Genomic DNA, 20,421 nt, shown 5'->3' with positions numbered 1-20,421 from the left:
CCCGGGACGGTAACAGCGCCGAAACATGCTTGGGAAGGGGTTGCAGCAAGTTTCTGAATCCTCTTGCAGAGATCGTCTTCATGAGCCAGAGTGCTCACTCGCACCGCCCGTCCCGCCGTCTGCGAACCACCTTGGACGCTTCCCATGGATGCTTCACCGAGTCACGGCAGCACCCTCGCTGACCAGCAGTCAGCGCAGTGGACCGCCACTGCGACCGTCCTCGCCCGGATCTGGCGGCGGCTCCTCGGCGTCCCCCGGATCGGCCTCGACGACGACTTCTTCGCCCTGGGCGGGGACTCCTTCCGCGCCTCCCGCCTGGCGGTCGAGGCCGGACGGCTGTTCGGCGTCGACCTGCCCGTGACGCTGGCCTTCGACCGCCCCCGCCTGCGCGGACAGGCCGCCTGGATCGACTCCACCGCCGGGGCCGCCGCGGCGACCGCCGACCCGCCGCACGCGCCGGACGCCCCGGACGCCCCGGACGCCCCGGACGCCCCGGCGGGCGGTCCCGGACCGGGACAGCGGCTCACCACCCAGCAGTGGGAGTTCCTGGACTGGATGGCCGCCACCGACCCGCCCCGGGACCCCGGCACCGTCTGCACGGCCCTGCGCCTCCACGAGCCGTTCGACCCTGAGCTGCTGCGGCAAGCACTCGACGCGGTGACCCGCCGTCACTCCCCGCTGCGCACCGCCTTCCGGGCCACCCCGACCGGGCGTCTCTCCCCCTCCACCACCGCGCACCGGCCCCCCGTGGTCGAGGTCGTCGACGCACAGGGAGAGACCCCGCAGGAACGCGAACGGCACGCGGCCGAGCTCGCCCGCGCGGCCCGCGACCTGGCCCCGGAGCTGCCGCACGACCCGCTCGTACGCGCCTTGGCGGTCCGCCTCGCCCCCGACGACTGGGTGGTCGTCCTCGCCGTCCACCACTTCGTCTTCGACGGCTGGTCCCTGGGCGTCCTGCTGCGTGAACTCGGCCTGCGCTACTCGGCGTTGCAGACCGGCGACCGCGATCCGCTGCCACCGCTGACGCTGGACCACGAGGCCTACTGCGACTGGACCGCACAGCAGTGGACGCTGAACCGGCCCTACTGGCAGCGGACCCTGCACGGCGCGCCCCGCGCGCTGGAACCGTTCCCGGGCCGGCGTGAGGCGCACCGCTTCTCCCGGCGGCGCCACCCGCTCACGCTCGCCGCACCTTTGTGGGCCCGTTTCCGCGAGCGCGTCGCCGCCACGGGCGGCACGGCCTTCATGGGCGCCGCCACCTGCTGGACCGCCGTCCTGCACGAGTGGACCGGCGCCGACGACATCGTGCTGATGTCCCCCGTGCCCGGCCGCACCCTGCCGGAGCACGACGCGCTGATCGGGTGCCTGGTCCAGTCCCTGCTCATCCGCGTGGACACGAGCGGGCGGCCCGACTTCGCCGCGCTGCTGGAGCGCGTGCGCACGGCCGCCCTCGATGCCGCCCGCCACCAGTTCCACGCCTACCACGAGACCGCGCTGCAGGTGCCCTACCCCGCACGCATCCACTACGAGAGCTGGGGCGGCACCCCGTTCTTCCCCGGACTGCGCTCCGAGGCCTTCGCGCTGCCGCGCGAGCAGCAGAGCCTGGACTGGCCCACGCCGAACGGGGAGCCGGACCTGAGCACCCCCGAGCTGATCGCCGAGGAACGACCGGACGGCACGCTCGAGGCCGCCGTCGTCCACAACCACCACGCCTTCGACGGCGCCACCGCTGCCGCCCTCGCCGAGGCCTTCCGCGCGCACGTCGAAGCCGTCGCCCACGGTCAGGAGCCCGCCCGTGCCTGAGCTCTCCCCCCACCAGGAACGTCTGTGGTTCCTGCAACAGCTGGACCCCGAGGACGCCTCCTACAACATCTTCTGGGTGCACCGCCTGCACGGCGCTCTCGACCCGGCCGTGCTGGGGCGCGCCCTGGACGAGGTGGTGTCCCGTCACGAGACGCTGCGCACCCACTACACCGAGACCGACGGCGTCCCGCTGGCCCGCACCGACCCGTCCACGACCATCGCGCTCGAGCTGGTCGACCTCGACGGCCCCGGCCACGCGCCGGACCCCGGGGCCGCGCTGCGGGCCGCCCACACCGAGGTCCTCTCGCGCGTCCGGCGTCCGTTCGACCTGGCCGCCGGCGCGCCCGTGCGGGCCACCCTGCTGCGCCTGGCGCCGCAGGACCACGTCCTGTGCGTGGTGGTGCACCACATCGCCGCGGACGGCTGGTCGATCCGGGTGCTCGGGGCCGAGATCGCCCACGTCTACGAGGCCTACGCCGAGGGCAAGCCGTCCCCGCTCGCCCCGCTCGCCCACACCCACGGCGACTACACCGCCGAACTGCTCGGCCCCGAGGGCCGCGCGCGCAGCCGGGCCGCTCTGGACCACTGGACCGGTGAACTGACCGGGGCGCCGGACCTGGAGCTCCCGACCGACCTGCCGCGCGCACCGGTCCGCGTCAGCACCGGCGGCCTGCACAAGACCGAGCTCCCCACCGCACTGCTGGCCGACATCGACAAGCTGGCCCGCGCCCACCGCTGCACCGCCTTCATGGTGCTGCTGGCCGCCTGGCAGGTCCTGCTGGCCCGGCACAGCGGCCAACTCGACTTCTGCGTGGGCACCCCCGTCGCCGGTCGCACCCGGGTCGAGCACGAGGAGGTGGTCGGGTGCCTGGCCACCACCGTCGCGCTGCGCGCCGACCTGAGCGGCGACCCGAGCTTCGACGCCCTCGTGGACCGGGTCCGCTCCCGGACACTGGCCGCCTTCACCCACCAGCACATGCCCTTCGCGGAGCTGCTCGGACGTCTGGAGGTGGCCCGCGACCGCTCACGCACGCCCGTCTACCAGACCATGTTCGCCCTCCAGCACATCGACTCCGACGGCTTCGCCCTGGGCGGCGGCTCCGGCGACGTGCTGGAGATCGACTACGGCCAGGCCAAGTGCGATCTCGCGATGGAGGTCTGGCGTGGTCCGGGGCGCACCGAGTGCCACCTCAGCTGGTCCACCGGGCTGTTCACCGCGGACACCGCACGCCGCGTGAGCGAGCGCTACCTCACCCTGCTGCGCTCGCTCGTCTCCGCCCCCGACGCGCCCGCCCTCGACGCCGATCTGCTGCCCGAGCCGGAGCGGGCCGAGCTCCTCCTCCTGGGCGACGGCCCGGCGCTGACTGCGACCGCGGGCGCCACGGCGCTGGACCGCTTCCTCGTTCAGGCTCGCGCCACGCCGGACGCCCCGGCCCTGGACGCGAGCGGCGGGGACTGCCACGGCGCCGCGGAGCGAAGCGTCGTCAGCTACCGTGCGCTGGACGGCATGAGCGCGGAGATCGCGCGTCGCCTGCGCGCGCACGGCGTGGCGCCCGGCGACGTGGTCGGCGTCTTCGTGGAGCGTTCGCCCGCCCTGATCGCCGCGCTGCTGGGCGTCTGGCGGGCGGGCGCGGCCTATCTTCCGCTCGACCCCCGCTACGCGGCCACCCGGACCTCGCTCGCACTGGAGGACTCCGGGGCCCGCTGCGTGCTGGTGTCCTCGGCGTCCGCGGACCGGCTGCCCCAGGACTGCGCCACGCCGCAGGTCCGCGTGGACGGCTGCGAGACAGGGCACGATCTGCGGTCGCGCGCCCTGGACGGGCCGCCACCGGGCGCGCAGGACACCGCGTACGTGCTCTACACCTCCGGTTCGACCGGGCGGCCCAAGGGCGTCGCCGTCGCCCACGGCGCGCTCACCGCCTTCCTGGACGCCACCGCCTCGCTCGTCGGCGGCACCGGCCCGGAGGCGACCTGGCTCGGGCTCACCTCCGTCTCCTTCGACATCTCCGGGCTGGAGACGCATCTGCCGCTCACCACCGGCGGCCGCCTGGTGCTCCCCGACGAGGAGCAGGCAGCCGGCGACGGCACGGACCTGGCCCGGCTGGCCCGCGAACGCGCGGTGACCCACCTGCAGGCCACGCCCACGGGCTGGCAGGTCCTGCTCGCCGCCGGCCTGCACGCCCCCCGCATCACCGCCCTCGTCGGCGGCGAGGCTCTGCCGCTGCCCGTCGCCCGGGAGCTGCGCGCCCGCACCGGACGCGCCGTCAACCTCTACGGGCCGACCGAGACGACGATCTGGTCCAGTGGCTGGGAACTCCCGCCCGACCCGCCGCACGTCCTGATCGGCACGGCGATCCCGGGCACCCGGCTGCGTGTGCTGGACCGGCGTGGGCGGCTGTGTCCGATCGGGGTGCCCGGCGAGCTGTTCATCGGCGGCGCCGGACTGTCGCAGGGCTACCTGCGCCGACCGGCGCTGACCGCCGACCGTTTCGTCCCCAACCCCTGGGGAGCCCCCGGCGCCCGCATGTACCGCACCGGCGACCTGGTCCGCCACCGGGCCGACGGCGGGCTGGAGTTCCTCGGCCGCCTGGACGACCAGGTCAAGGTGCGCGGCCATCGCATCGAACTGGGCGAGGTGGAGGCCGCGCTGCGCACGGCCCCTCAGGTACGGGCCGCCGCCGCCCGGCTCCACGGCGACACCCTCGTCGGCTACGTGACTGGCGACGCCGACCCGGCCGCGGTGCGCGCCCACCTGGTGGCCCTCCTTCCCGGCTACGCCGTGCCGACGACCGTCGTCCGGCTCGACGCCCTGCCGACCACGCTCAACGGCAAGCTGGACCGGTCCGCGCTGCCCGCCCTCGCGCCCACCCGCGCCGGCGAACCGGCCGCGGTCGCGTACGAGGGCACGGCGGCCGAGATGCACGCCATCTGGTGCGAGGTGCTCGGCGTGGACGCGGTCGGCCCCGACGAGGACCTCTTCGACCTCGGCGGGCACTCCCTGGTCATCTCGCGGATCGCCGCCCGGGTCCGCGACCGGCTCGGCGTCGACCTCCCCCTCCACGCCTACTTCGACACCCCGACGATCACCGGACTGAGCCGGGCCGTGGAGGAGCTCGCGTGAGCGACGACCGACGGCTGGACTTCCGTCTCTCCCCCGCGCAGGAACGGCTCTGGTTCCTGCACCGGCTCGACCCGCAGGACACCGCCTACCACGTCTACTGGAACGCCCGCCTGCGCGGCACGCTGCACCGGCCGGTCCTCGAGGCGGCACTCGCGGACCTGGCCGAGCGCCATGAGCCGCTACGCACCGTCTACGTCGACGACGAGGGCGTCGCCCGCGGGCGGGTGCGCCCGGCCGGGGTACCGCTGGATCTGGTGGACCTGAGCGGATCGGCCGACCCGCAGGCCATGGCGACGCGGGAACTGCGCCGCCGCCTGGACCTGCCGTTCGACCTGTGCGAGCAGCCGCCGGTGCGCCTGGGCCTGCTGCGTCTGGGCCCCGAGGACCACGTGCTCAGCCTGGTGGTGCACCACATCGCCGCCGACGGCTGGTCCCTGGACCTGTGGGCCGCGGAGCTCGCGGATCGCTACGAAAGCCTGCTCGCGGGCCGACAGGACCAACCGCCGGCCCTGGCCCGACCCTTCCACCGGCACGCGGAGCTCCTGCGGGAACGGGCCGCCGCCGACCGCGCCCACTGGCTGCGCGAGCTCGACGGCGCACCCGCGCTGGCCCCGGCGGGAACCCGCCCCGAGGCACTCGCCGCCGACGGCGACTCCGCCGGGGCGTTCCACCCCGTTCCCCTCCCCCACGACGCACAGCAGCGCGTGCGCGAGCTGGCCAGGGCCGAGCGCACCAGTGTCTTCGTGGTGCTGCTCTCCGCGTTCCAGGTGCTAGTCGCCCGCTGGGCGGGGACGACGGACGTCTGCGTCGGCACCCCGCTCGCCTGCCGGGACGAGCTGGAGACCGAGCCGCTGTTCGGGTACCTGAGCAGCACCGTGGTGCTACGGGCCGAGCTGGGCGACCGACCCTCCTTCCGGGACCTGATGCGCCGCAACCGGTCCCGGTTCTTCGCCGCCTACGCCCACCCCCAGGTCCCGTTCGAGGAACTGCCGCGCGACCCGGCCGGCCCCTACCAGGCCATGTTCGTCCTCGGCGCGGGCGCCCCCACCGGCAGCATGCGGGCCCTGCCCGGCCTGGCCGTCACGCCCTTCGGGGACGGCCTGCACCGCGTCAAGGCCCCACTGACGCTCGAAGGCCACGACCGGATGACCGGAACCGACGGCCTCACCCTCCTGCTCGGCCACCGGCTGAGCCTCTTCGACCACGCCGCCGGACGGGAACTCGCCCGTCACCTGGCCACGCTCGTCGACGCCGCGACCCGCACGCCCGACCAACCGGTCGACCTGCTGCCGCTGCTGACCTCCGAGGAACACAACCGCCTGCTCGCCCTCGCGCGTGGGCCGCACCCCGAGGCCCCCGCCCTGGACGTGTCCGAGCTCTTCGCCGCCCAGGCGGCCCGCACGCCCGCCGCCGCGGCGGTCCACGACCGCGGCCGCGCCTGGAGCTACGCCGAGCTGGCCGAGCTCGTGCGCGGCGAGACCGACCGGCTGCGCGCGGCGGGCTGCGGTCCGGGCCGGGTCGTGGCCGTACGCCGGGAGCGTTCGGTCCACCTGGTGGCCGCACTGCTCGCGATCCTGGCCACCGGCGCCGCCTACACCGGCCTGCACCCGAACGACCCCCCTGCCCGCGTCGATGCGCTCCTGGCCGGGTCGGGCGCCGATCTGCTCCTCGACGAGGACGGACCCCGCCCCGCCACCCCGGCCACGTCGGGACCGCCCGCCGGCCCCGGGCTCGCCTACCTGTGCCACACCTCCGGCACGACCGGCGCGCCGAAGGCCGTCATGGTCACCCGGGAGGGCCTGGCCGCCCGGGTCCGCTGGATGGGCGAGGAGTACCGGCTCGGCCCCGGCGACCGCGTGCTGCAGTTCGCCTCGCCCGCCTTCGACACCCACGCCGAGGAGATCTTCCCGGCCCTGACCCGGGGCGCCGCCCTGGTCCTGCTCCCCGGGGGCGGCGAACTCCTGCCCGACTTCCTGCGTACGGCCGACGGCGCCTCACTGACCGTCCTCGACCTGCCCACCAGCTACTGGCACGCGCTGGCGGCCGAGCCGGCCACCGCATGGCCCCCGGGCCTGCGCCTGCTCGTGGTGGGCGGGGAGACGGCCCACGCCGGCGCCGTCGCGGCCTGGCGGCGCGCGGTCGGTCCCGGGCCGCGTCTGGTCAACACCTACGGACCCACCGAGGCCACCGTCGTCGCCACCGCGTGCGACGTTTTCGCCGCGGGCGGCGGCGTCGAAAGCCCCGGTGTCGGCCACGGTCAGGAGATCGGCGCGGGCACGGTCGTGCCGCAGGACATGGACCCGCCGATCGGACGGCCGCTCGCCGACACCGAGGCGCACGTCCTCGACAGCCGGATGCGTCCGGTGCCGGTCGGCACGCCCGGCGAGCTGTACCTCGGCGGCGCCGGACTCGCCCGCGGTTACCGGGGCGACCCGGCCCGGACCGCCGACCGCTTCCGCCCGGACCCCTACGGCCCGCCCGGATCCCGGCTGTACGCAACCGGGGACCTCGCCCTGTGGCTCCCCGACGGCCGCCTGCGCCACCTCGGCCGGATCGACGACCAGGTCAAGGTTCGCGGGTTGCGCGTCGAGCCCGCCGGGATCGAACGCGTCCTGTGCGCCCACCCGGCGGTGACCGCCGCAGCGGTGACGGTGGTGGACCAGGCGCTGACCACGTTCGTGGTCACCGGCCTCGACGACCTCTCCGCCCTGCACGACGCGCTGGCCGCCGCGCTGCCCTCCCGCCTGCTGCCGGTGCGGCTGCGGCAGGTGGAGCGCCTGCCGCTCACCGGCACGGGCAAGGTGGACCGGGCGGCGCTGGCCGCACTGGCGGCCGTGCCGGCTGCCAGGGACGCGGACCTGCCTGACGGGCGCTCCGGGTGGTCGAAGCCGCGTGACGAGGCCGAGGAACTCGTGGCCGCCGTTTGGTCGGGGGTGCTGGGGTGCGGTCCGCTCGGGCCCGAGGCCGACTTCTTCCTCCTGGGCGGACACTCGCTGCACGCCCTGCGGGTGGCCGCGCGACTGTCCGCCACCGTGGACGTGGAGATTCCGGTCCGGGTGCTCTTCGAACACCGCACCCTGGCCGGCCTGGCGGCGGCGGTTCGCGCCCTGGTGCTGGACGACATCGACCGGCTGACCGACGACGAGGTGGCCGAATCCCTCGGAAGGACCCCGACCGCATGACCGACCTGCCCACCACCGACCTGCCCACCACCGAACCGCCCTCTCCGGCCCCGCCCGCCACCGACCGGCCCTCTCCGGCCCCGCCCACCGCCGCCCGGCCCTCGGCACCCGGTTCGCCGACCGACGCTGCCACCGCCCGCGCCTCGCTGCTCTCCGCACGGTTGCGGCCATCCGGACGCGAGGCCCCCGCGCCGATCCCCCGCCGCACCCAGCCGGACCCGCCCCTGTCGTACGCCCAGGAGCGGCTGTGGTTCATGGAGCAGTACGCACCCGGCACCGCCGCCTACACCATTCCCCTGGTCCGGCGCCTGCGCGGCGCCCTGGACCCGGCCGCCCTGGAGCACGCGCTGCACCAGGTGATCCGACGTCACGAGGCCTTGCGCACCCGCTTCCCCGCCACCGAGGACGGCCGCCCCGTGGCCGTCGTGGACCCCGACGCCGCCCCCGCGCTCCCCACGGTCACCGTCGCGAGCGAGGAGGAGGCGCAGCAACGCGTCGAGGCGGAGCTCGCGCGGCCCGTCGACCCCGCGCGGGCCCCGCTGGCCCACGCCCTCCTGCTCCGGCTCGGCCCCGAGGAGCACGTGCTGGTCCTGCGCGTGCACCACCTCGCCTGCGACGGCTGGTCCGCCGAACTGCTGCTGCGGGAGCTGCTGGCGCTGGCCGACGGCGCCGCACCGCAGCCCGAACCGGCGGTCCGCTACGGGGACTTCGCCGCCTGGCAGCGCGGCCGCGACGCCGGGGACGAGGAGACCCGCGACCTGGGCTACTGGCTGCCGCGCCTGGCCGGCGTCCCGGCGCTGGACCTGCCGCCGGACCGTCCCAGACCGGCCCGGCAGACCTTCTGCGGCGCCACCCACTCCTTTGCGCTCGGCGAGGAGACCAGCCGGCGCGTGAACGAGATGGCCCGGGCCGGGGCCGCCACCCCGTTCATGGTCCTGCTGACCGCATTCCAGCTGCTGCTGGGCCGGTTCAGCGGGCAACGCGACTTCGCCGTGGGCACACCGGTGGCCGGGCGCACCCGCCCGGAGTTCGAGGACGTCGTCGGCTGCTTCGTGAACATGCTGGCGTTGCGGGCGACGCTGGACCCCGGGCGGAGCTTCGCCCAGCACCTGACGGCCGTGCGGACGGACACGCTCGACGCGTTCTCCCACCAGGGCCTGCCGTTCGAACGTCTGGTGACCGCCCTGGACCCGGCGCGCGACACCAGCCGCTCTCCCGTGTTCCAGGTCCTGTTCGCCCTGCAGAACTACGGCCCCGGCGGCGGCACGCAGGCATCCTCCGTGACCGCCGAGACCTACCCGGTCAGCACCTGGGCGGCCCGGTTCGACCTGGAGCTGTACGTCGTCGAGGGCCCGGACGGCTTCCACTGCCAGATCGTCCACAACACCGACCTGTTCACCGGGGCCACCGCGCGACGGCTGGCCCGCGCCTTCACGACCCTGCTCGCGGCCGCCCTCGCCGATCCGGACACCCCCGTCGCGGACCTGCCCCTGCTGGACCCGGCCGGACAGCGGGCGGCCCTGGCGGCGGGCCACGGCCCCACCGTTCCCGTGCCCGAGCAGGACACCCTGTCGGCGCGTCTTGCCGCCGCGCTGGCCCTGACTCCCGGCCGGATCGCCGTCACCGCCGAGGAGGGCAGCCTGACGTGCGCCGAGCTCGCCGACCGTGCCCGGCGCGTGAGCCGTGCGCTGCGGGCGCGTGGCGCGGGTCCCGGCACACTGGTCGCCGTCCACGCCGAGCGCTCACTCGACCTGGTGACCGCGCTGCTCGGGGTGCTCGGCGCCGGAGCCGCCTACCTGCCGCTCGACCCCGACTACCCGCCCGAACGCCTGGCCCTCGTGCTCGAGGACTCCGGCGCTCCCCTGCTGCTGACGCAGCGCCGGCTCGCGGCGCAGGCACCGGGGAAGGCCACGCAGACGCTGCTGCTGGACGACCTCGTCCGGCAGGAACCCGACGGCGAAGCCGCCGCGGCGCCGGCGGTGGGCCCGCTCGATCCCGCCTACGCCATCTACACCTCCGGCTCCACCGGTCGCCCCAAGGGCGTCCTGGTCCCGCACGCCGCCATCGTCAACCGTCTCGACTGGATGCAGCGCGCCTACACCCTGACCGGCGACGACGCGGTACTGCAGAAGACCCCGGCCGGCTTCGACGTCTCCGTGTGGGAGTTCTTCTGGCCGCTGCTCGCGGGAGCCCGCCTCGTGCTCGCCCGCCCGGGCGGCCACAAGGACCCGGCCTACCTGCGCGAGGTCATCGCCGCCGAGCGGATCACCGCCGCGCACTTCGTCCCGTCCATGCTGGCCGCGTTCGTCGAACAGGAGGACATCGAGACGTGCACGGCCCTGCGCCTGGTCGTGTGCAGCGGCGAGGAACTGCCGCCCGCGCTCGCCGCCCGGCTGCAGCGACGGCTCGACGTGCGCGTGGACAACCTCTACGGTCCCACCGAGGCGGCTGTCGACGTCTCCTCCTGGCCCTGCCCTCCCGCGCAGTGCGAGGGCGTGGCACGCCTGCCCATCGGCACGCCGATCCAGAACACCCGCCTCCACGTCCTGGACGAGCGCGGCCGCCCGGTCCCCGACGGCGTGCCCGGTCAACTGCACATCGCCGGCGTGGCGCTGGCCCGCGGCTACCTCGGCCGCCCCGGCGCCACCGCCGACCGCTTCCGCCCCGACCCCTACGGGCCGCCGGGCACGCGCCTGTACGCCACCGGCGACCTCGCGCTGCGCCGCGAGGACGGCGCGCTGGAGTTCCTGGGCCGCATCGACCGTCAGCTGAAGCTGCGCGGCGTGCGGATCGAGCCCGGCGAGATCGAGGCGGCGCTCACCGCACGGCCCGAGGTGCGCGAGGCCGCGGTCGTCGTCCGCGAGGACCGCCCCGGCGACAAACGACTCGTGGCCTACGTGACGGCCACCGAGGCCGCCGACACCGCCCCGGAACCGGCCCTCCTGCGCGCCGCCCTGAAGGCCACACTGCCCGACCTGTTCGTGCCCGCCGCCTACGTGCTGCTGGACCGACTGCCGCTCACGCCGAGCGGCAAACTCGACCGCTCCGCCCTGCCGGCCCCCACGCCGACGCGCGCGACCGGGTCCGGCGAGCCCCCCGCCCCCGGCGTCCAGCAGGACATCGCCCGCGTCTGGTGCGACGTCCTGGACGTGCCGGAGGTGGGCCTGGACGACGACTTCTTCGACCTCGGCGGCCATTCCCTGCTGGCCACCCAGGTCGTCGCCCGGCTGCGCACGGCCCTCGGGGCCGGGATCAGCGTGCTGGACCTCTTCCAGAACCCCACCGTCCGCGAACTCGCCGACCTGGCAGGCACTCCCACCGCGGAGCGCGGCCCGACGCCGCTGCTGCACGACCTCACCCGCCGCAACTCCGTCAGTGCCACCCCACGACTGACCCTGGTGTGCGCCCCCTTCGGCGGAGGCAGCGCCGTGGTCTACCAGCCCGTGGCCGACGCCCTCCCGGACGACTGCCGGCTGCTGGCCCTGCAGATGCCCGGCCACGACGTCGGCCGCGACGAGGAGCCGCTGCCCTTCGACGAACTGGTCGACCGCTGCACGGCGGAGATCCTCGACCGGGTGACCGGACCGCTCGCCCTCTACGGGCACTGCGCGATCGGCAGTGCCGTGGCCGTGGAGCTGGCCCGCCGTCTGGAGGCGGCCGGACGTGGCCTGGAGGCCGTCTACGTCGGCGGGATCTTTCCCTTCGCCCGCCCACGCAGCCGCGCGGTGCGCTGGCTCGCCGCGGCGGCGCGGCGCGACGTGCTGACCGGCAACCGCGTCTACGAGAACTGGCTGCGCGGGCTCGGACTGGAGCTCGGCGACCTCGACCAGGAGCAGGCCCACCGGATCGTGCGCACCATGCGCCGGGACAGCGAGGACGCCGAGCAGCGCTTCACCGAGCTGCTCCACCGGCGCGTCACGCCGATCGCCGCGCCGGTCGTCTCCGTCGTCGGCGATCGCGACCCCGCCACCGAGTACGCCGACGAGCGCTTCCGCGAGTGGCACTTCCTCAGCCCCCGTGCGGCGCTGGTCGTGTTGGACGAGGCGGGGCACTTCTTCCTCAAGTACCGCGCCGCAGAGGTCGCCGCGATCGTCACCGGCGTGCACGTCGCCCTGGCCGAGGGGGCCGGGGATCGGCTGCGCGGCTCCGCCGGGGAGCGCACGTGGTGGCTTCAGGCGGAGTCGTCCCGGTCGCCGGCCGGCGCGAAGCCGGATCCGCGCGGGACCGCCGGCGAGGACACCGACGCCACTGGCACCCGCGCCGATACCGGTGCGGGTGCGGGTGCGGGTACCGGCGCGGGTGCCAGTGCCGGTTCGGGTGCCGGTTCGGGTGCCGGCGCGGGAGGCCGGGCGGTCGCCGAGGGCGCGGACGACGCCGCGGGCGAGGACCGGGCCCGAACCGGGACGCCGCCGGACATGCGACGCTTCCTCGCCGTCGCGGGGGGCCAGTCCCTCTCGCTGCTCGGCTCCGCCCTCACCGAGTTCGCCGTCCCACTGTGGATCTACCTGCACACCGGATCGGTCGCACGGTTCGCCCTGTTGACCGTCCTCAGCCTGATCCCCGGCCTGCTCATCGCGCCGATCGCCGGCGCCGTCGTCGACCGCGCCGACCGCAGGCGGGTCATGCTGGCCGGAGACCTCGCCGCCGGGGGCGTCCAGGGCCTCTTCGCCCTCGCAGCCGCGACCGGACATCTCACGGTCGGCGCCATCTACGCCTTCGCCATGGTCCTGTCCGTGGCGCTCACCTTCCAGCGGCTGGCCTACGGCTCATCCATCCCGCAGCTGGTCCCCAAGCAGTACCTCGGCCACGCCAACGGCCTCCTCCAGGTCGTCGGCGGCACCTCGTCCGTACTCGCCCCCGTGCTGGCCACGGGACTGCTCGCGCTGATCGGCCTCGACGGGATCCTGGCCCTCGACGTCACCAGCTACGCCCTGGCGGTCGCGGTCACCGCGGCCGTGCGCTTCCCGAACACCCTCCCGTGGCGCCGTCGCGAGTCCCTGGGCGAGGAGATCAGGCAGGGGCTGCGCCACTCCTGGGGCAACCGGGGACTGCGGTCCATGCTCCTGTTCTTCGCGGTGCTCAACATCTTCCTGTCCCCGCTGTTCCTGCTGCTGACCCCGCTCACCCTGAGCTTCGGTCACCTCGCCGACGCCGGGCGGGTCTCCCTGTGCGCGGGCCTGGGCGCGGTCGCCGGCGGCCTGGTGATGGGCTTCTGGGGAGGCCCCCGCCACCAGCGGATGCGCGGCGTGCTGCTCTCGGCCCTCGCCCTGGCCTGCGTCTCCGCCGTCCCGGGACTGAGCGCCCAGGTCTGGACGGTGGCCGTCGGCGCGTTCGCCATGTGCCTTTCGCTCGGCATCATGAACGGCATCTACTTCACCACCGTGCAGGTGAAGGTCGCCCAGCGCTTCCACGGCCGGGTGTTCGCCCTGAACACGGTCATCTCGTGGTCCACGCTGCCGCTCGCCTTCGGCGTCGTGGCACCGCTCGGCACCGGGCTCCTCAACCCGTTGCTCACCCGGCACGGAGCCCTCGCCGACTCGGTGGGACGCGTCCTCGGCACGGGCCCGGGACGCGGAACGGCCCTGCTCTACGTGCTGTTCGCGCTGGCGATGCTCGCCGTCGTCACCGTCTCGCTGCGCCTGCCGACGCTGCGCCGCTTCGACGCAACCGTGCCGGATGCCCCACCCGACGACCTTCTCGGCCTTCAGATCCTCGCGGACCGCGACCACGACCGGACCCAACGGTCCGGACCCAGCGGACCGCACCGCCCCACTCACCCGACGGACAAGGAGCTGCAACACAGATGACCACCGAACGCATCCACATGGTCGTCGTCAACGACGAAGAACAGTACTCACTGTGGGAGGACGGGGGCCCGGCCCTTCCGGCGGGCTGGTCCGCGACGGGCTTTCGCGGCTCCCACGAGGAGTGCCTCGCCCACATCGAGGAAGTCTGGACGGACATGACCCCGCGCTCCCTGCGCGACCGCGCGACCGATCAGCCGGTCGGGAACGGCGCTGACGGCTGACGGAGCCGGCCGTCAACCGCACGTCGCACGCAGTCGAGCCCTCGCCGGTGCTCCTTGCACAGGACGGCACCGGCGAGCTCGAGTCCCGCAGGAACGTGGACGTGGCGCGGGCAGTGACACGACCTCGTCCGGCTGATTGCGGGCACCGCCGGGCCGGGGCCGCGCATCCTGAGCGCGAACGGACCCGACCCTCAGGCAGGAGAAGCCCATGTCCCGTCCCCGTCAGCTGCTGCGTCGACTGCCCCGTCTGGGCGCGGCACTGGGCTGCGCGCTGGCGCTCGTCGCCGCGCAGCCGGGCACGACCGGCGCGGCGGCCGATGCCTCGGGGACCCGCGCGACGCCCGCGCCGCTGCACGCGCAGTTGCTGCTCCCGGATGGTCCCATCCACACCACGACCGTGCTCTCCTACAGCGAAGCGGTGACCGCGCGCTCGGGCACGTTGTCGCCGCTGCCGGGCAACCTCACGATCGTCCGGTACGCGGGCGACGCCGACTCCGGGTTCCTGCGCCGAACGATGTTCTTCCCGGCGACCCCGATGCTCACGCACGGCCTTGCGCTGACTCTCACCCGGGCGGGCAGCAACCAGCCGGAGATGAAGATCACCCTGGGCCGTCCGACCGTCATCTCGGACGACGTGTCAGGCGCCAACGGCGGCGTGCCCAAGGAGACCATCACGTTCTCCTACGGCTTCTACGGCTCGGAGGTCTTCGTGCCCGACGGCCACGGCGGCTCCACGGACATCAAGTCCTGCCTCGGGCCGGACGGAACCTTCGACTGCCCGCAGCCAGTCAACTGACCTACGACTCGCCGGGGGCGCTCGACGCTCAGACAAGTCGGGGCGGCAGAGCGCCCACCCGAGGCAGGGTTGCCGCAGGGACCGGTTCGGACCGCACCTCGCGGCGGTCGCGCACCGGTCTGCGGGCCGGTCGGGCGGCCCTGGCGGTCGCGGCGTGCTCCGATCGGTAGTCGCGTCCCAGCGTGGCAAGCCGCACCAACATGGCCAGGGCCATGTCCGTGGCAGGTCCGGGAACGCTCGTGTCCAGGGCGAGAGCGGGATCGAGTGTGCGCAGGAAGATCCCGCGCTCGCTGAGATCTCCGGCCAGGCTCAACGTCTCTCGCAGGCTGCATCCGAGACGGTCGAGCCTCGCCAGAGTGACGCGGTCGCCCGGCTTCGCGGCCCGCAGCAGCGCGTTGAAGCCATCCCGCTGACCACCGTGACCGGGCTTGGCGTCCACGTAGATCCGCTCCGCCGGGACCGCGGCGCCGCGGATGGCATCGAGCTGCCGCGCAAGATCGTCGCCGTCTCCGCCCTCTCGGCAGTAACCCAGGTCCACGCCGTCTCTCCTCACCCGAAGCCCCCACTGGGCCGCGGTTCGGCCCGATCCAACGCCTGGCCACCGCAGAACGTCAATGGCGTTGGCATAAGCAGCGCGGGGCGGGGCGCAGGCAGGCAAGGCGACGGGCGCCGAGCGGGACGGTCACGAGGGAAAGGGATGCACGGTCGTTGCGGCAGGCGACGCCGTCGCGCGGCATTCATCGTGGCCACGTCGCGGTGAATGGTGCGGCCGTGACGGTCGCTGGGCCGGGGTCCCCATCCCTCACTCCACCCCGACCCAGCCCGGCTCCCGTGCGACGTGTCGTCCTTCCTGGCGTTCGAGCCCACCTCCTCACAGTCCGCGGGAGACGACGTCGAGGACGACCGTGAGGGCTTGGTCCGCTTGCGAGGGCGGCATGTCGTGGAGGGGCCCATCGAGCAGGAGGCCGGCGAAGCCGTGGACGGCGGACCAAGCCGCGTACTCGGCGCCGGGGCGGCGGCTGGAGGGGAGGACCCCGCTGGTGACAAGGTCGTCGAGGGCGTCGTTGAGCTGGCGGAAGGGATGCCCCTCGGGCAAGGCCGCCGCTTCGAGCCGGTCGTGCGCCGTGTGCGCGGGAGGCGCACCGAACGCCGTGCGGAACCATCCGGGCTCGTCGCGGGCGAAATCCACGTAGGCCCGTCCCAGCGCGTTCAGTCTCGCCCCCGCGCCGGCCGCCGGATCGGACTCGGCGATGCCCTGGGTGCGCCGACGCATGAGCAGGCCGAGCTCCTGCATGCAGCGGTCGGCAACCGCCGCGACCAGGGAGCTGCGGTCGGCGAAGTGGCCGTAGGCCGCGTTGTGGGAGACACCGGCCCGGCGGCTCGCCTCGCGCAGTCCGATCGCCTCGGGACCTCCGGCGCGGGCCAAGGCCACGCCGGCGTCGATCAGCGCTTGGCGCAGGTTGCCGTGGTGGTAGCTCTCCTTGACGGTCATCGGATCCCGCCCCATCTTGACGATGTCTACTTTGAGTGGAATTGTAAGCAATCTAGCCAGTGTCAACATGTCCGCGGAGGCACTCATGCCCTCCTCTACCACCTCGCGTCCGGCCCTGGTGCTCGCGGTGGCCTGCCTTGCCGCCTTCACCATCAATCTCGACACCACCATCGTGAACGTCGCCCTGCCGTCCATCTCGCGCGAACTCCACGCCGGCACCCGCGATCTGCAGTGGATCGTGGACGGCTACAACCTGTCGTTCGCCACATTGGTCCTGATCGCCGGCTCCTTGGGGGACCGATTCGGGCGTCGGCCCGCCCTGCTGCTGGGGCTCGCCGGCTTCGCCGCCGCCAGCACCGCAGCAGCCCTCGTCACCGGCCCCGAGGGCCTGATCGCGCTGCGGTTCGCGATGGGAGCCTGCGCCGCCGTCATCTTTCCGACCACGCTGTCCGTCATCACGAACGCCTATCCCGTGCGGCACGAACGCGCCCGCGCCATCGGCCTCTGGGGCGCGGTCACCGGCCTCGGCGTGGCGGTCGGTCCGGTCTGTGGCGGCCTGCTGTTGTCCCACTTCGGCTGGAAATCGGTCTTCCTGGCTCTGGTGCCGGTGAGCCTGATCGCCCTCCTCGCCGCCTGGCGGTGGGTGCCGGAGTCCAGCAACCCGGCCGAGGCACGCCTGGACCTGCCCGGGCTGGCCTGCTCGGCGTCAGCAGTGGGCTTGCTGGTGTACACGATCATCGAGGCGCCCTCGCACGGCTGGGCCTCGCCGCAGACCGTCGTCGGATTCGCCGCGTCGGCCGCACTCATGGCCGGTTTCCTGCTGGTCGAGCGGCGGCGCGAGCGGCCCATGATCGACATCCGGCTGTTCCGCACCCCGGCGTTCTCGGCCGCCAGCGCCTCGGTGACGGTCGCCTTCTTCGCGCTGTTCGGGTTCATCTTCCTGGTCACCCAGTACTTCCAGCTCGTGCGCGACTACGGGGCGCTGTCCACGGGCGTGCGCATCCTGCCCGTCGCCCTGACCATCGCCGTCGGGTCGGTCGCGGGCGTGGCCCTGGCCACGCGTCTCGGCACCCGCGCCGTGGTGGTGACCGGACTCCTGCTCCTGGCCGCGGCCTACGGATGGATCGCCCTCTCCCCCACCTTCACCGCCTATCCGCGCATCGTGGGCCAGATGGTGTTGATGGGCCTGGGCCTCGGCATGACGACGGCGCCGGCCACCGAGTCGATCCTCAGCGTCCTGCCCGCGGCGAAGGCCGGGCTGGGATCCGCCGTCAACGACGCGACCAGGGAGACCGGCGGCACGCTCGGCGTCGCGGTCCTCGGCAGCATCTTCACCTCGCTGTACGCCACACACCTGACCAGCTCGGCCTTCTCCGCCCTGCCGCTCGGACAGCCGGCCTCAGCGCGCGAGTCGGTCGCCGCAGCCCTCGGCATCGCCCGAACCACCCACCGGAGCGACCTGCTGACCGCGGTTCAAGGCGCCTTCATGCACGGCTTCCACACCGCCTGCGTCGTCGCAGCGGTGCTGTGTGTGGCGGGCGCCCTCGCCGCCACCGCCCTGCCCAACCACCCCCTGCGCACCCAGGGCAACCCGACCGGAACTCCCCAGCCGGCCACGGCAGCACGATGACCGAACCGGCACATCACCGGGACTGGCCCCGCGATCAGTCGGTACCGCGTCCGCCTGCAGGGGATCCGGTCGCGCGCGCCAGGGCGACGCCGCTGGCGATGACGCCGATGTGGCTGAACGCCTGGGGGTAGTTGCCGATGAACGCGCCGGTCGACGGGTCGATCTGCTCCGGCAGCAACCCCAGCGGGCTCGCCCGGCCGCACAGCGACGCGTACAGCTCGTGCGCCTCCTCGATCCGGCCCTGGCCGACCAGGTTGTCCACCAGCCAGAAGCTGCACAACAGGAACGCGCCCTCGTCACCCGGCAGGCCGTCGGGAGACTCCTTGTGCAGGTATCGGTAGAGCAGACCCGAGCCCGCGGAGAGCCTCTCGCCGACCGCCGCAGTGGTGGCGATCATGCGCGGATGGTCGGCGGGAACCACACGCCGCAGCGGGAGGGCGAGCAGGCTGGCGTCCAGGTTCCCACCGCCGTCCAGGTGCTCACTCAGGGTCTGCGCGTCCTCGTCCCAAGAGCCCTCCAGGATCCGTCGGCGCAGGTCTTCGGCCGCAGCACGCCATCCGCCGGTGCGCCCCCGCAGGCCGAGCCGTTCGCCGATCGCGGCGGCGCGGTCGAGGGCCACCTGGCACATGGCCGCGGAGTAGGTGAACACCCGGCCCTCGCTGCGGACCTCCCAGATTCCTTGATCCGGTTGTGTCCACGCGGTCGCCGCGGCGTCGGCGAGCGCGGCCAGACCGGCTGCGAACGGCGGCTCCAACTGGTGTCCGGCCAGCAGCCACTTGTAGGCGCAGTCCATGACCTCGCCGTAGACGTCGTGCTGCCGCTGGTCGGCGGCCCCGTTGCCCCAGCGGACCGGCGCCGAGCGCCGGTAGCCCTCCAGGGCGGCATCCTCGACCTCGTCCGGCACCGGCAGTCCGCCGAGCGTGTACATGATTCTCGGATGCCGACTGTGTTCGAACGCGTCCAGCACCCAGCCGAGAAAGGCGTCCGCCTCGCCCGTGAAACCGACACGGCGCATCGCGAACACGGCGTAAGCGGCGTCGCGGACCCAGGTGTAGCGGTAGTCCCAGTTGCGTACACCGCCGACGGGAGCGGGCAGCGAAGAGGTGGGGGCCGCCACCAGCGAGCCGTCGCACCAGTCGTCGCAGAGCTTGAGTGTGATCGCGGCGCGCCGCACCAGCTCGCTCTCGGGGCCGTCGTACTCCATGCGGCGCATCCAACGGCGCCACGCGCCTGCGGTCTGCCGCAGCGTCTCCGCCGCGTCGAACCGGTGGTGCCGGTGGAAGCGGCCCCAGGACAGCACCAGGTCCAGCCGTTCGCCTGCCGCGAGGTGATGGACGCCGTGCAGGGAGTCGAGCGGGCGGTCCGAACGCAGGTGGATGCGCAGGTCCGGGCGTCCGGCCGCACGGATCTCGAGGCCGCTGAACAGGACGGCGACCTCGGCCCCACCGCGAGGCTCCAGATCGACGCGCAGGTCCACGGTGCCGTCGACGACGACGGCCGAGCGCACGAGCTCCTCGTGGGACTGTGGCGAGTCGTCGGCCAGATCCGCGCCGGACCGCACCGCCAGTGCGTCGGTGAGCTGGACGACGCCGGTCGGGCAGCGCATCTCGGTGACCAGGACCGCGGTGTCCGGAACGTAGCGCTGACGCGCCTCCGTCAGTCCCTCCGGGGCGATGGTGAAGCAGCCGCCGCGAGCGTGGTCGAGCAGTGCGCACAACAGCGGTTCGGAGTCGAAACGGGGCAGGCAGAGCCAGTCGACCGAACCGTCCAGGCCCACCAGGGCCGCGGTCCTGCCGTCGCCGACGAGGCCGTAGTCCTCCAGCGGCAGGTAGCCGTCCACGCGCCGGACGGCCCGAAAGGAAGGGTCCAGATCGAGCATGGGTGTCACTCCCGAATCGGACGTGGGTGTCGTGCGCCACCCGGCCCGACGGCCGAGCAGCGGTCGCCGTCACCGCCTTCCATCGTGGGCTCACCCGGTCGGCCGCGCACGCGCACGGCCTGGCGGCGTGGGAATGCAGGCTGGGGGTGACCTCGACGCAGGCACCGGTGCACCGGACATCGACCTGCCGCACGCCCGGAACGAAGCCCGGGGGTCCCGCCACGACGGCCGCAGCTGAACCCGCGACCGACCCGACGCGTAGGACCGCAGAAGGCATACGTTCGACGATGGAGGCTGCGCGATGTGGGTGCCACGGATCATAGGAGTCGTCCTGGTGGTGCTGGGCGGGGTGTGGATCGCCCAAGGGGTCGGCGCACTGCACGGATCCATGATGAGCGGGCATCCCGGCTACGCGGCTCTCGGGGCGGTCACCGTGCTGGCCGGGCTGGTCCTGCTCGTCCTGGGCTGGATCCGCCGCCCACGCGGATGA

The 20,421-nt window shown here is 74.0% G+C and carries 11 protein-coding genes; 8 read left to right on the top strand and 3 right to left on the bottom strand.

Going from position 1 to position 20,421, the window contains the following annotated elements; all coding sequences use genetic code 11:
- Positions 1-144 precede the first annotated feature (144 nt).
- The 6 genes from BMY61_RS16285 (at position 145) to BMY61_RS16260 (ending at position 14,930) form a co-directional block, all read left to right on the top strand.
- Positions 145-1,803 (top strand): condensation domain-containing protein, encoded by a 1,659-nt coding sequence (locus BMY61_RS16285; RefSeq protein ID WP_052438341.1) that lies wholly within the window; start codon positions 145-147, stop codon positions 1,801-1,803.
- The gene (locus tag BMY61_RS16280) at positions 1,796-4,924 is read left to right on the top strand and encodes a non-ribosomal peptide synthetase (RefSeq protein ID WP_052438340.1); all 3,129 of its coding nucleotides are present in this window, start codon (positions 1,796-1,798) and stop codon (positions 4,922-4,924) included. Before BMY61_RS16285 ends, BMY61_RS16280 begins: the two co-directional genes overlap by 8 nt.
- Positions 4,921-8,106: an AMP-binding protein gene (locus BMY61_RS16275; protein WP_042442863.1), complete on the top strand. Its 3,186-nt coding sequence runs from the start codon at positions 4,921-4,923 to the stop codon at positions 8,104-8,106. Before BMY61_RS16280 ends, BMY61_RS16275 begins: the two co-directional genes overlap by 4 nt.
- Entirely contained in the window at positions 8,103-13,913 is a 5,811-nt protein-coding gene (locus BMY61_RS16270; RefSeq protein WP_063773173.1) for a non-ribosomal peptide synthetase/MFS transporter, read from the top strand. The genes BMY61_RS16275 and BMY61_RS16270 overlap by 4 nt, the downstream gene beginning before the upstream one ends.
- The gene (locus BMY61_RS16265; RefSeq protein WP_042442861.1) at positions 13,910-14,134 is read left to right on the top strand and encodes an MbtH family protein; all 225 of its coding nucleotides are present in this window, start codon (positions 13,910-13,912) and stop codon (positions 14,132-14,134) included. Before BMY61_RS16270 ends, BMY61_RS16265 begins: the two co-directional genes overlap by 4 nt.
- A gap of 208 nt (positions 14,135-14,342) precedes the next feature.
- Complete coding sequence (locus tag BMY61_RS16260; protein WP_042442859.1) at positions 14,343-14,930, top strand: hypothetical protein; 588 nt, start codon at positions 14,343-14,345, stop codon at positions 14,928-14,930.
- A gap of 28 nt (positions 14,931-14,958) precedes the next feature.
- On the opposite strand, the gene BMY61_RS16255 is transcribed toward BMY61_RS16260, so the two are convergent.
- Both BMY61_RS16255 and BMY61_RS16250 read right to left on the bottom strand, forming a co-directional pair.
- The gene (locus BMY61_RS16255; protein WP_052438339.1) at positions 14,959-15,468 is read right to left on the bottom strand and encodes a recombinase family protein; all 510 of its coding nucleotides are present in this window, start codon (positions 15,466-15,468) and stop codon (positions 14,959-14,961) included.
- A gap of 333 nt (positions 15,469-15,801) precedes the next feature.
- The gene (locus tag BMY61_RS16250) at positions 15,802-16,422 is read right to left on the bottom strand and encodes a TetR/AcrR family transcriptional regulator (protein ID WP_052438338.1); all 621 of its coding nucleotides are present in this window, start codon (positions 16,420-16,422) and stop codon (positions 15,802-15,804) included.
- 85 nt (positions 16,423-16,507) lie between these two features.
- Here BMY61_RS16250 and BMY61_RS16245 point away from each other — a divergent pair, with 85 nt between their 5' ends.
- Positions 16,508-18,052: an MFS transporter gene (locus BMY61_RS16245; RefSeq protein WP_042443040.1), complete on the top strand. Its 1,545-nt coding sequence runs from the start codon at positions 16,508-16,510 to the stop codon at positions 18,050-18,052.
- Positions 18,053-18,086: 34 nt separating this feature from the next.
- Here the strand turns inward: BMY61_RS16245 and BMY61_RS16240 are convergent, their stop codons facing one another.
- Positions 18,087-19,931 carry a glycoside hydrolase family 15 protein gene (locus BMY61_RS16240; RefSeq protein WP_042442856.1) on the bottom strand — a complete coding sequence of 615 codons (1,845 nt, stop codon included), beginning with the start codon at positions 19,929-19,931 and terminating at the stop codon, positions 18,087-18,089.
- Between the two features lie 307 nt (positions 19,932-20,238).
- Here BMY61_RS16240 and BMY61_RS16235 point away from each other — a divergent pair, with 307 nt between their 5' ends.
- A complete protein-coding gene (locus BMY61_RS16235; RefSeq protein WP_425314689.1) occupies positions 20,239-20,421 on the top strand; it encodes a hypothetical protein in 183 nt (60 codons plus the stop codon).

The organism is Streptacidiphilus jiangxiensis, assembly GCF_900109465.1.
GTDB classification, from domain to species: Bacteria; Actinomycetota; Actinomycetes; order Streptomycetales; family Streptomycetaceae; genus Streptacidiphilus; species Streptacidiphilus jiangxiensis.
Note: the sequence above shows the minus strand (reverse complement) of the source record. Positions and strands in the feature narration are given on the sequence as shown.

Excerpts from the sequence above, each read along its gene's own strand:
- BMY61_RS16265 (WP_042442861.1), top strand. The coding sequence starts at position 13,910 with ATGACCACCGAACGCATCCACATGGTCGTCGTCAACGACGAAGAACAG.
- BMY61_RS16240 (WP_042442856.1), bottom strand. The coding sequence starts at position 19,931 with ATGCTCGATCTGGACCCTTCCTTTCGGGCCGTCCGGCGCGTGGACGGC.
- BMY61_RS16285 (WP_052438341.1), top strand. The coding sequence starts at position 145 with ATGGATGCTTCACCGAGTCACGGCAGCACCCTCGCTGACCAGCAGTCA.
- BMY61_RS16245 (WP_042443040.1), top strand. The coding sequence starts at position 16,508 with ATGCCCTCCTCTACCACCTCGCGTCCGGCCCTGGTGCTCGCGGTGGCC.
- BMY61_RS16260 (WP_042442859.1), top strand. The coding sequence starts at position 14,343 with ATGTCCCGTCCCCGTCAGCTGCTGCGTCGACTGCCCCGTCTGGGCGCG.
- BMY61_RS16270 (WP_063773173.1), top strand. The coding sequence starts at position 8,103 with ATGACCGACCTGCCCACCACCGACCTGCCCACCACCGAACCGCCCTCT.
- BMY61_RS16250 (WP_052438338.1), bottom strand. The coding sequence starts at position 16,422 with ATGACCGTCAAGGAGAGCTACCACCACGGCAACCTGCGCCAAGCGCTG.